Consider the following 11775-nt stretch of genomic DNA (forward strand, 5'->3'; position numbering starts at 1 on the left):
TTGCGTGGTTTTCGATTATATCGTCGTGGGTGGTGGCTCCTCTGGATGCGTGATGGCGAGCAGGCTCTCCGCCTATGGCGCTCGCGTGCTGCTCATTGAAGCTGGCCCTGATACGCCGCCGAATGCCATTCCTGACGACATCCAGGATGGCGACCCAACGCGTGCTTACCTTAATCCCGGTTATCGATGGCAGTCACTCCACGCGACAACGGTGCGAGGTGGCCGCAAGCCTGTCCATTACGAACAGGCGCGCGTCATGGGTGGCGGCTCCAGCATCAATGCCCAAGTCGCCAACCGCGGCGGGCCCGGAGATTACGATGAGTGGGCCTCAAGCGGTGCAACGGGCTGGGGTTGGGAAGACGTGCTGCCCTACTTCCGTCGTCTAGAATGCGATTTGGATTTCGGCGGGGAATTTCATGGCACGAACGGCCCCTTGCCAATCAAACGTGTGCGCCAATCAGACTGGTCGGGCTTCATCCGGGCAATCTCCGATGCTTACGATGCTTTGGGGCTTCATTTCAGGCCAGACTTCAATGGTGCATTCGGTGATGGCTATTCAGTTGTCCCATTGACCAACCGCAATGGTCATCGGGTCTCCTCCGCGATGGCGTACTTACCCGAAACCGTCCGCTCTCGCCGCAATCTAACGATTTTATCCGAAACGACAGTTGCGCGGCTGACCTTTTTGGGAACAACGGTAACGGGGGTCGAGACGGAGAACAAATCGGGCGTGCAATCGTATAGCGCTTCTTGCGTTATCCTGTGCGCAGGAGCACTCCATTCACCCGCCATATTGATGCGCTCCGGGATCGGCCCCGCGAAGGAATTAGTACAATTCGGAATCCCTATCGTTGCAGATTTGAAAGGTGTGGGCCAGAATCTTCAGGAACACCCCACGATTTGCGTTTCGGCCTATTTGAAGCCGGCCGATCGCTTGTCACCCGGCGTGAGCGAATATATTCAGATGCACGCCCGCTACTCGTCGGGTTACGAAGGCTGCCCGTCGACCGATATGGCAATATCGACTGTTGCCAAATCATCCTGGCACCCGCTGGGGAGGCGCCTCGGCACTCTCGCCGTGTGGGTCAATCGCAGCTACTCGACGGGAACTGTGGCGCTCAAGGGTAGTTCGCATAAAATAGAGCCGGAGGTCGATTTCAACTGGTTGAGCGACAAGCGGGACGCCGAGCGCCTCAAGCAGGGCTTTCGCTTCATAGTCCGCCTGCTGCAGCAAGATTCGCTGTCCTCTGTGGCGCTGGACCCGTTTCCGTCAGCGTTGAATGCGCGAGCGAAGCTGGTGAGCAAGGTCACAAGCACAAACTATGCACTCACGTCATTTCTGGCGCTGCTCATGGACGCGTCGCCGCGGCTGCGCCGTGGGCTGATTAGGCGCGTCATAACGGATGGGGATAGCATTTCCGATCTCGTCAACGACGAGAAACATCTGGATCGGTATATTCGCCAGAACGTCATCCCAAGTTGGCATCCGACGTCGACCTGCAGGATGGGGGCAGCCGCGGATCCTGGCGCTGTGACCGATCCGTCGGGACGCGTTCATGGTATTTTGGGTTTGAGGATCGCCGACGCTTCCGTCATGCCATTTTGCCCTCGGGCGAACACAAACATTCCGACGATTATGGTGGCTGAGAAATTGGCCGACACAACCTTGAGAGACGGCAGACGGAGCTAAATCGCTGCCTGCTTTGCTGCTCGGCTAGTCGTCTCGTCGAGACGGCGGATAACGTCGACAAGCGCTTCCTCAGCTCATGTGCTCCTTGGTGCCGCCAGGCAGAACGCCGAACCCGATGTAGATGGCTTTTTTGCGAACGAAGTCTTCGTCCCTGAGCTTGACCGCTCGACCCGGATAGCGTCGAAAAAGACTATGGGATAGGAAAATTTCGAGCGGTCGGTTTCTGCCATTCGGCCATCGTCCGGGACGGCGTGTGTGATGGACGAGCTCAGGTAGCTGGCGATACCTCGCGTCATAGAGCTCTTCGAGATGGCCGATCCTGCCATGAAACCCGGAGGTCGGCGCTGGTCTGGATTGAGCCTGGAAGTCATAAAGCAATTCAGAATTGTAAATCGCTCTTAGTATCTTGGCCGTGATAATGTTAAACTAACCGCGACGGATGTAACAATATATACAACTATATTAACATACAAATCGTTGTTATCTTCACCAGGAAGCGCTAGAGATCAATTGCTAAGACGGAATCACCGCCCAGCCATCGGCTTAGCCTTAGAATGGGACATCATGTCGACTTTCGTTATTATTGGAAGAGACGGCGCGTTGCCCACATCCAAGGAACTGTCGACTTTGAGAGCCGCGGCAAACACTAATCAACTTAAGCGCCCAAAAAGGGGATTGACTATGACCACGCTGCCGAAAATTTCACTTTCGAAATTGAGAGACGATGCAACGCGACGTGACGAGCGCCAGCGCCTGCAAATGGCATGCCAGGAATACGGGTTCTTCTACCTTGTCGAGCACGGCATCCCCGGGGAACAGATCGCGCAAGCCATTGAGGCTTCCCGGCGATTCTTCGCATTGCCACAGTCGGTTAAGGAACGCTACGGGCACGCCTTTCAGGACGTGTACCCCACTGCCGCCCGTGGATACAGTCCTTTACACGGCGAAATGCTACATCCTGAGGCCGGCTTCGATCCAAAGGAGGTATTCGACCTCGGAATTGAGAACGAAGGCGACCGGCGTCCGTTCTCCGGCCGCACGCGCCTTCCGGATGAAGCCTTGGCTCCTGGCTTCGCAAGAAACCTGCTTGCTTTGCAGGCTACCGTGCTCGCCGGGATTGTCCCCCAGATCGGGGATGCGCTGGCGGACCTGATAGGTATGGAAGAGGCATGGTTCCAACGCCATTTCAGCACGCCGACGCTTGGGCAACGCGTGATACGGTATCCAGCTCGCGGCGGCACTTGCGCAAAGCACACGGATCATGGCTTCTTCACGCTGCTGCTGCAAGAGGAACTCCCCCTGCGTTCCTTGCAGGTGTGGTTCCGCGGTCGATGGATGCCGGTGCCGAGCCTGCCCGATAGTCTCGTAGTCAATCTGGGCGACCTCCTTCAGGTCTTGAGCGACGGCCGCTTCAAGAGTACGCCCCACCAGGTCGTGCATAGTGGTCCGACTGATCGAATTTCGCTGCCCTTCTTTATTTATCCCGAGATCGACGCTCGCCTGACTTCGCGACAAGGGCAGCAAGTTAGTGTTGTAGAAATGATGCTGCGCAACGTTGAGTCAATATGGGTGACTGGGAATGGCGCCGGACGCGCGCGCGAACTGCAATGATTGTCTGCTTTTCTAAAGCATGCGCAATTATGGCGCCGACGCGGTGCAGATCTCCGTGGTAAGCTGGAAGAACTCTCGCATCCGCTAGATTGTCCCGCCGTCGCGCGTGTAGCGCGGCGGTCGGAAGCCCGCTTCGGGATGAATGCACCTATGGTGTCAGATTGTTTGCATCGTGTGGTCGCAGGGAAAGATCGCACTAGATCTGCACCGCTGTCGCAAACGTGCTGCGGGAAAACCTGAGGGAACTTGATCCCATGATAACGCTCGCCCAACTCGCGCTTGACGTATCGCGAACCGAGCTCCCGGGAACCAGTTCCAGCGCGACCACGACGCCGTCACAGGCGGAAAGATCTTATAACACCCGGCGGTCGCGTGCTGCACGTCTTGCGGGCCGGTGGCAGTTATCGCAAGCCGTCAACCTTTCAGGCCGAACACCTCGCGCCCTGGAGCCCATTCTCAGCCGGAGCCCGCCCCTCATGGAGATTCGTCTCGCAGGCACTGCCGACCGCGATGCATGGCGGTCCCTTTGGTACGCATATTGCGCCGACCAAGGTCTCAATTCATCAGAACAGGCGACAGATAGGATCTGGCGGCGCATCGAGCGCCCAGACGAACCGATTAACGCGCTGATCGCGGTCTCAGCAACTGGCGTTACCATAGGTTTTGCTACCTTTGTCATTCACCCGTATACTCTTAGCGATCGTCCGGTCTGTTTTCTCGCAGATCTCTATGTCGACGAGTCTTCGCGGCGCCAGGGGATTGGCCAAGCCATGCTCACGAATCTGGCCTCCTACGGTCGCGACCAAGGCTGGCTGAGAATCTATTGGAATACGGACAGATCAAATTATCATGCGCGGGCGCTCTATGACAAGATCGGTAAATTGAGTCCATACCTTACCTACTACTATGACCTGTAGACTTGCTCTGAGGTCGTAACGAAAGCGCATTGACCTGCCCCAGTCTTTTAAACAGTGGCGAGTAGACTAGAGGTGCAGCCATTTATGTTGCGCACATGGGCTTGCAGCGGAATGTATTTTCGGCGCGATGATCCATTGATCAGGCAAGGACCGTGTTCGAGGTAAACTCCGTGCGGTGGTCTGCGACGATCATGCCGGGCTTGCCGCGCTGGGCGATCAGGTCGTCAGTTCGCGAGCAACGCGGCGACCAGAGATCTGTGTCCGGAATCGCGTAAGGCATTCGCGCGTCACGTCGTCGACGAGTTGATCGGCCGCAGGAGAACTGGTCGTACAGCGACCAGCGTGCGTTCGGCTTCGCCTCGACACGGATCGGCCCCGCATGCCGACCGCCGCTCGCCGTCCGCACTTCAACAAGGTAGGCGACATCTCGTCGACCGGCAAGATCTATTCCGGACGTCCGCGCTGTCGTTATGACAAGCCATATTCTAATTTAGATCTCAAAAATCTTCCGGGGAGCAGTGGTCAGTACCTCGACGCCGGAGTCTGTGACACGGAACGTTTCGCTGATGACGTATCCAAAATCCTCCTCGATCCAATTACCTAACATCAGGTGAAAGGTCATGTTTGGTAGCAACTCTGTCATATCGCCATCCTTAAGGCTTGCGGTCGGCTCCAACCAACCAATGCCGTGTGCATAGCCGCAACGCGTCTCCTTTTTGAGGCCCCGCTTCTCGATGCTGCGATTGAAGGCGTTGGCAACATCGCTGCAAGTCGCTCCTGGCCGTATCGCATCAAGAGCGACCTCAAGGCCGGCGACTTGGATCTCATGCACGCGACGTAGACGATCGGAGGGTGAGCCGATCGTGTAAGTGCGCATAAGCCCAGCACAGTAACCATATCGCGCACCGCCGATTTCGAGATTCACCTGCGATCCATAGCGAAAAACGTCCTCGCTCCACGGAATGTGGCACGTTCCCGTTCGCGGTGATGAACACAAACTTATTCCCTCGATCCCGCTTCCTGGCTTACCGTTTGCGCCGCGCACCAACGTTGCCACAATTTCCGCGCACGCGTCTGCTTCACGCACCCCGGGGCGTATTACCTCAGCAGCGCGTCGAATCGCGGCGTCTGAGATTGCCGCCGCCTCCCGCATTACAGCTATCTCGAGATCTGACTTGATGAGCCTTTTCCAAGTGACCGCCTTAGTAGCATCGACGATCGTGGCACCAGGCAGGCGCATCCTAAACTTTTTCGCCGATTGCGATGGAAGGCAGCATAGCTCGATTCCTATGCCTCGACTCGCGAGGCCGACGTCCTCCAAGTAATCGACTACCGCGTCATAGCCATCCTTGTCAGGATTTCCAATATACGCTTCGGGGTATGCGACGATTTTGTCGCGCTCCATAAAACATTGATGAATGGCTGCCGGCGCATCACAGCGGCGCAGAATGAACGTCGGTTCCTCTTCTCGTATCGAAACCACAACGGCCTGAGGAACATAGGCTGATAGCGCGGTGTACCCCGTGAGATAGGTAATGTTATGTTGGTCGGAAACGACGAGCGCGTCGATATCGCACCGACCCATTTCGAACTTCACCGAGCCGAGCCGGCGAAGGTATTCACTTCTAGGGAATGCCTGGGGTCCCTTGGATATATTCATAAGTTTGAACTCCAGCTATGCTTTTGACAACAAGGCGAGCTATTGCGGGTAAGAGTTCTTATGCTGGCGACGGATCACCTCTCAGTTGGGGGGGAGTCGTGGGGCTGCAGATCGCTCCTGTTCGCCCGACGGCGGTGTGATAGACCAAGCGATTAAGTCGACAGCTCGTTGGAGTATCGCTTCGGTCTGAGCAAGGCTGGGTGAAACGGCGACGACATGTCCTATCCAGTCTCGAAAATCGCCTTTCCTGAAGATCGGCGCGTTGGGTTCAACATACAATTTGATTTCAGCGACACCTGGTACCGCGATCGCCTGACTGCCGCCATCGATCCAATCGAGGGTGCCGTCGCAATCAGCAACTAGGAACCGCGCGGCTGCGGTCTGCAAATGCCTTCTGCGCAAATCCCATTCCTCGCCGACGACAAGCTTGATGTGCTCGGTGACCAGATCGACACCGCTCGCCAGTTGGACCAGTTCAGGCTCAAGCGCACCAGCAAGACGCGGATTCACTTCGATTACAACCGGGCCATGATTAGTCAACCGGAGCTCGATGTTCGTTGGCCCCCAATTAAGGCCAAGAGCTTGCAAGCACCTCAGCGAAACATCAACGATACGGTCATGATCGTCTTCCGCAAGCGGGGCCGGGAAGGTCGTTTCACGGAAGACGAAATGCGGTGGGGGGCCGAAATCAACGGCGACAATCCCAATAACCTCATTGCCCATTATCTCCACGCTATAAAAAGGGCCGCGCGCGAATTCCTCAACCAATATCCTCGGCGAAGACGGCCAGATGTGCTTCCCACCCAACAGATAGGTCGTGTGGTCAGCTAACTCATCGGCGTTGCGGCACAATCGGACACCGATGCTACCGCTGCCGATTGCCGGCTTAACAATTACGGGAAAGCCGATCTCCGCGACAGCGCTTTCTACTTCTGCCACATTCAGCGCCATGCGATAAGCGGGTATCGGAACTCCGGCTTCCGCAAGTAGCTGGCGCTGAGAGAATTTGTCACAGCATCGTTCAATCAATTCGGGGTTGGGTCCCGGTAAGTCGAAATGCCGACATAGTTTGCCAACGGTTGCATAGACCGACTCGTCGATGCCCGAGAAGCCCGTGATACCAGCGATGTCATTGGTCTCACGCAGCCTGGAACATTCGCGAATCAAGGTATCAAGATTGGTTGTATCGACACGGATTGCCTCGCTTCTTTCCGCCGCAAGATACTCGTACTGTGTTGGATCAACTGATAGTGTAATTGGATGAAAGCCAAGACGCCGGGCCGCGTGGATGTATCGTATTCCATTACCTCTTGCATGGCCTTCAACCAGGATGAGAGCTTTCCTTGACATTGGCTGTTCTCCACTCTGCGTTTTTGTCGATAGGTCGTTTTGCCATCGTGGACCTCAGACTTAAAGACAACGATCCAAGGCCAAACATTCCGTGAAATTGGTCGCCTCTACCCGCAGCCGCTGGCTGAAGCTGAAGTTGCCTTTGGCGCAGCAAAATCGTCTTCCCAGATCTGGGCAGAACCGATTGGGCTTGATGGCAACTGACCGAATAGTGGCCGAGTGGGATAATGCACTGTATCGCGTACCAGAGTACTGGGGACGAGTACGCCCTTGACCGGGACCCGGCGCCACGAGCTGTCACCGAAAGGCCCTACTAGGGAGTGAGTTTTAGCGCGTTATCGCCGGGAGAGCCCTCGCGAATCGAGAACGTTATCCTTCCATCGTCGTCTATTGCACCCTCGTAGAACATGTGGTCGCAGATAGAATTATCCCGGTGGAAAGTCAGCACTCGCGGCTTGATCTCCACCATCTGATGCTCCTCGATGTATGCGGAGGAGCAAACGATTATTTCGTCCCCGACCTGACAGGTGCGAGCAGCGGCTCCGTTCAGCACGCAGCAACGAGAACCCCGCTCTCCATAAATCACGTAAGTGCTGATTCGAGCGCCCGATGATTTATTCCAGATTTCAACGAATTCCATTGGAAGGATGCCGGCTTCGTCGCAGTGATCTGGATCCAAAGTTATTGAGCCCCGGTAGTTCAAATTCGCGTCGGTCACAGTTATTCCATGAAGCTTGGCGGCAACAAATTTTCTCATCTACATTTCCTCTCGGCGGTGGGACACTGCGTCGACAAGCGATTGCTGTGTCTTGGTTTCAGGATGGATGGATGGACGTTCTGCGATTTGTCGTATTGTGGTTCTTAGGACAAAATTGATTACTCTGGCGTGGCCAGCACGAGACAGTCAGGCGAAGGCTGGTTGTGGTGGGCGGAGGCATTGCCGGCCGGCTGTCCCCCATTGGTAATGCCATCCGATACAGTTCCGACATGTTCCGTTCCTTTAATTAGTTGTGATTTCAGGTGACTGTGCCAATCGGCCCGTTCAACTGGATCGCACACAAAGTTGCAAACCTCGTGCCAAACTGGCTAATCAGGCCGGAAACAGAAATGCGTGATCTCTTTCAGCTATTTAGGTGAGCAGACCACGGATCGGATCAAGAAGGCACGTCGCGGACGCGACAAAATGTTGAGTGTAGGACGGGTTGAGGTGGCGCCCTTCTGCTGGTGGTCGTGCGGCCGATCTGGGCATCGTTGACTTCTGGCGGCGGGGATGTCGAGGACGCTCGGGTATTGGCTGTTCGGATCTTAGACGCGTGCAGCCTCATGCCTCGAATGCGGCCGTTTTACTTGTCCCAGTCGAGGCCTGCCTAAATGTTTGATCTCAGGTTTTGATGGGGCATCCTTATCTTCCGAATCAAAGGATGCACTATGGGCCAGGTTCTTCATGGGAGCGCCACGACGACAGAGGCGGTCCGTCGGGCGCCCGCTGATCAAGGGTTTGTTTTCAGCGATGGGATGGTCGCGGGGCTTACGCTCCTAAGGACGACCTTAAGAGCCCAGCCTCGCTACCGTGCCATGATCGCGCAAGGCGGCCCTCGCCGGAGGCGTACCCGAGGATCGCCCCTGACCAACAAGGAAAAGCCGGATCGACGCGGTCATGTATCCTCTAAGAGTTGTCATGACGCTTACCTCCTTCAGGTTGTGTGCGTCAAGTTCTGCAAAATGGGGCGGCCACGATGCTGGTCATGCGGCTTGGCGTAGAGCGAGCTTCTTGTGCTCGCGCAGATCGTCCATGTTGATGTAGCGGTTGGCCTCCATCCAGTTCTCGTTGGTCTCGCAGCCAGCGCCCTGACGAGGCGCAGGCAGCTTTCATTGGGGAAGATGCGCATGACATTGGTGCGCCGGCGGATTTCCTCATTGTGCCGTTCAAGCATGTTGGTGCTCTTGAGATGCTTGTGATGCTGGCGCGGCAGGCAAAAGAAGGTCAGCGTGCGCTCGATGGTCTCCTCCACCCAACTCGTCAGTCGCGGATAGCGGCCCGACCATTTGGACAGCCATGCGGCGAGATCGGCCTTGGCCTCGGCGAGATCGCGCCGGTCATTAGAGCCAGCGCAAGTCCTGCAGGCAGTCGGCGCCGTGCTTTCTCGGCAGGTGATCGAGCGCGTTCCTGAGGAAGTGGACGTAGCAGCGCTGCCAGGCGGCTTCGGGGATCACCTCGCCGATCGCCGCGACCAGGCCGGCATGATTGGCGGAGACAACCAGCTCGACGCCCTTGGGGCTGCGCGCCTTCAGCGCGACGAGGAAATCCCTCCAGGCCGAGCGGCTTTCGCGATTGGCCATCTCGACGGCCAGGATCTGGCGCCGGCCGTCCCAGTCGATGCCGACAGCGATCAGCACCGCCTGGCTCATGACGACGCCGGCCTCACGCACCTTCTCTTAGCGCGCATCGAGGATGAGGTAAGGAAACGGCTCTTGAAGGGGGCGCCTGGCAAAGGCAGCGAGGCTCTCGTCCAGCCGCTTGTTGATGGCCGAGATCGACGAGGCCGAGAACGCATGGCCGCACAGCTCTTCCGTGATCGCCTTGACCTTGCGGGTCGACACGCCCTGCACATACATCTCCGCAAGCGTCGCCACCAAGGCCCGCTCCGAACGCTGGTAACGCTCGAGAAGCTCGGTCGAGAAGCGGCCGGCCCGGTCCTGCGGAACCCGCAGCTCAAGCTTGCCGACCCGCGTGACAAGGGTGCGGCCGTAATAACCCGAGCGGTAGCCGAGCCGCTCAGGTGTGCGCTCGCTCTTCGAAGCCCCCAGCGCCTCGTCCATCTCGGCCTCGAGTACCTCCTGCATCACCGCACGGATCACTTCGTGAAGTCCGTCCGGGTCCGAAAGCAGAATGTCTTTGATGGCAGCGCTGCCGGTCTTACTTTCAATCTTGGTCATGGTGGCGTTCCTTCGCGGGAATCGGTGACGTGAACAATCACCAGCCTGCCATGACCGCCCTCTCTCAGCGAATTTGCAGAACTGTCAGCACACACCCTCCTTCATCACAAACCCAACCGAACAACTGGGCAGGTGTTCCAAAAAACGCCGAGTTCCAATAAGGACTCAGGTCCTGGTCCGCTATTGTCACCCCTTCCAAGTCGATGTGTTCGTCACAAATCTTGCGCAATTGAGAAAGGTCGCCCGGGCGTACAACTCTGATTTCCACAGTATTCTCCTGCTTCTCGTTCCGGCACACGTCAGGGGATTTGCTTGCGCAGTTGCCTGATGTGGCAGGTGAGCCAGCCCGCATATTGGCCGTCGTATTGTGGGCCGCGACGCTCACATGTGCGCACCCGATGAAGTGTAGATGTGTTTGTTTCAGGCAATGAGGCGCGTCTTGTGAGCACCGCCACGGTGGACCTGAAATCGCCTCACAGACGCTTGCCCACTGAACACGTCCCCGCCATGACCGGGGACGTGTTAAGGCACATTGCCTTCAGCCTCTGCAGAGGTCAGCGGTCTTGCTGCCGTCCGCAGGTTGTCTTTGCCGTAGCCGTATTTGCCGAATACTGCCATCATTTCGCCAGAGCCAACATAGTCCTGCATACGGCATTGAACGCGTCGACCGCAGCCTGCTCGTTGAGCTCGAAGGCGATAGCAGGATAGTTGGCTGGCGCGATGAACGAATCGGCCAGCTCAAGGCTGTGGTCCTTCTTAACAAGTCCAGTCGCTGTAAAGTAGTCGAGGGCACCGGCGGCGGCGCGACAGCCTGTCCGCCGGCGGTCCGGCGACCTGCATGATTTTGTCGTCGGCGATGCCTGACTTTTTCGCGTCCTGGACCGCGGTGTAGCCTGTATCACTGACGAAGGTGAGTCCCTTGTCACGCACATCCTCATAAGAATGCAGCCCTTCCGGGTTGCCCTTAGGCACCAGCAGTGCGCCTCTCTCCGTAGCGATCGGTTCGCTGAACAGCACGTTGCGGCAGCGCTCCGGCTTGATCCACATGCCGGCCGTGATGAAGTCGAAGCGGCTAGCCTGCAGGCCGGGGACAAGTGAGCCCCATTCGGTTACGACCGGCTCGATTCTATTCTCGTGTTTTTGCGCGACGCACGCAAATGCCAGACAATCCGATCCCCAAATTAATTCCCAGCACCGCAGGTTATTTGGTGTCCGCTTTTTCAACGAGACGCTCCATGAGCGTGCTGTAGGCGACAAAACCGGTGTGAGACCAGAAGGTCTTGCGGCCAGGATTGGTCTCCAGCACGTCGAGGAAAATCCTTGATTTGTTGTGGAAACGAGACCGAATAAGCAGCTCAAGGGTCCTGCAGCCAATCTCCGAACGTCGGTGTTGGCAGCTGACGTAGAATTGCCTCAAAAAGACGCGTTGCCCACTCGGCTCCGCATTGTCTGGCTCCAAACGATGAGTGGCGAGGCCCACAATCTCGCCGTTCTGGCTGAAGAGGTCGACCATCCAAATTTCGCGATTCACCAACTGAATAAACCGCTCCTTGAGTTCTGAAACCGTCATCGGGGTTTCGATGCTTCTCGGCCTCGATCAACTCGCGGTT

General features: G+C 56.9%; 9 protein-coding genes and 3 pseudogenes. 3 read left to right on the forward strand and 9 right to left on the reverse strand.

Features of this window, described 5'->3' with window-relative positions; genetic code table 11:
• Positions 1–4: 4 nt before the first annotated feature.
• Positions 5–1690, forward strand: a complete 1686-nt coding sequence (locus CK228_RS33715; RefSeq protein ID WP_063169348.1) for a GMC family oxidoreductase N-terminal domain-containing protein — start codon at positions 5–7, stop codon at positions 1688–1690.
• A gap of 81 nt (positions 1691–1771) precedes the next feature.
• On the opposite strand, the pseudogene CK228_RS36200 reads toward CK228_RS33715, so the two are convergent.
• Positions 1772–1915, reverse strand: a pseudogene (locus CK228_RS36200) (transposase); the annotation flags it as partial.
• A gap of 456 nt (positions 1916–2371) precedes the next feature.
• Here CK228_RS36200 and CK228_RS33720 point away from each other — a divergent pair.
• Both CK228_RS33720 and CK228_RS33725 read left to right on the forward strand, forming a co-directional pair.
• Positions 2372–3301 carry a 2-oxoglutarate and iron-dependent oxygenase domain-containing protein gene (locus CK228_RS33720; RefSeq protein WP_063170383.1) on the forward strand — a complete coding sequence of 310 codons (930 nt, stop codon included), beginning with the start codon at positions 2372–2374 and terminating at the stop codon, positions 3299–3301.
• Between the two features lie 476 nt (positions 3302–3777).
• Positions 3778–4218, forward strand: a complete 441-nt coding sequence (locus tag CK228_RS33725; RefSeq protein ID WP_158515807.1) for a GNAT family N-acetyltransferase — start codon at positions 3778–3780, stop codon at positions 4216–4218.
• A gap of 142 nt (positions 4219–4360) precedes the next feature.
• Here CK228_RS33725 and CK228_RS33730 read toward each other — a convergent pair.
• The 8 genes and pseudogenes from CK228_RS33730 to CK228_RS33760 form a co-directional block, all read right to left on the reverse strand.
• Positions 4361–4591, reverse strand: a pseudogene (locus tag CK228_RS33730) (IS3 family transposase); the annotation flags it as partial.
• 117 nt (positions 4592–4708) lie between these two features.
• Positions 4709–5878 carry a Xaa-Pro peptidase family protein gene (locus tag CK228_RS33735; RefSeq protein ID WP_063169356.1) on the reverse strand — a complete coding sequence of 390 codons (1170 nt, stop codon included), beginning with the start codon at positions 5876–5878 and terminating at the stop codon, positions 4709–4711.
• Between the two features lie 81 nt (positions 5879–5959).
• Complete coding sequence (locus CK228_RS33740) at positions 5960–7228, reverse strand: acetyl-CoA carboxylase biotin carboxylase subunit family protein (RefSeq protein WP_082826583.1); 1269 nt, start codon at positions 7226–7228, stop codon at positions 5960–5962.
• Between the two features lie 313 nt (positions 7229–7541).
• Entirely contained in the window at positions 7542–7985 is a 444-nt protein-coding gene (gene panD, locus CK228_RS33745) for an aspartate 1-decarboxylase (RefSeq protein WP_063169354.1), read from the reverse strand.
• A gap of 986 nt (positions 7986–8971) precedes the next feature.
• A pseudogene (locus CK228_RS33750) lies at positions 8972–10165 on the reverse strand (IS256 family transposase).
• 64 nt (positions 10166–10229) lie between these two features.
• Positions 10230–10433, reverse strand: coding sequence for a hypothetical protein (locus tag CK228_RS35110; RefSeq protein WP_141245431.1), 204 nt, complete (start codon positions 10431–10433; stop codon positions 10230–10232).
• 488 nt (positions 10434–10921) lie between these two features.
• Positions 10922–11389, reverse strand: a complete 468-nt coding sequence (locus tag CK228_RS36205) for a transporter substrate-binding domain-containing protein (RefSeq protein ID WP_224571101.1) — start codon at positions 11387–11389, stop codon at positions 10922–10924.
• Complete coding sequence (locus tag CK228_RS33760; protein WP_063169352.1) at positions 11367–11735, reverse strand: GNAT family N-acetyltransferase; 369 nt, start codon at positions 11733–11735, stop codon at positions 11367–11369. Before CK228_RS33760 ends, CK228_RS36205 begins: the two co-directional genes overlap by 23 nt.
• Between the last annotated feature and the right edge of the window lie 40 nt (positions 11736–11775).

Origin of the sequence: Mesorhizobium sp. WSM4312 (assembly GCF_002294875.1) — a bacterium.
GTDB lineage: Bacteria > Pseudomonadota > Alphaproteobacteria > Rhizobiales > Rhizobiaceae > Mesorhizobium.

What these genes read in the sequence shown, in the direction of transcription:
- CK228_RS33760 (WP_063169352.1), bottom strand. Translation starts at nt 11,735, where the DNA reads ATGACGGTTTCAGAACTCAAGGAGCGGTTTATTCAGTTGGTGAATCGC.
- CK228_RS33725 (WP_158515807.1), top strand. Translation starts at nt 3,778, where the DNA reads ATGGAGATTCGTCTCGCAGGCACTGCCGACCGCGATGCATGGCGGTCC.
- panD (WP_063169354.1), bottom strand. Translation starts at nt 7,985, where the DNA reads ATGAGAAAATTTGTTGCCGCCAAGCTTCATGGAATAACTGTGACCGAC.
- CK228_RS33740 (WP_082826583.1), bottom strand. Translation starts at nt 7,228, where the DNA reads ATGTCAAGGAAAGCTCTCATCCTGGTTGAAGGCCATGCAAGAGGTAAT.
- CK228_RS33735 (WP_063169356.1), bottom strand. Translation starts at nt 5,878, where the DNA reads ATGAATATATCCAAGGGACCCCAGGCATTCCCTAGAAGTGAATACCTT.
- CK228_RS33720 (WP_063170383.1), top strand. Translation starts at nt 2,372, where the DNA reads ATGACCACGCTGCCGAAAATTTCACTTTCGAAATTGAGAGACGATGCA.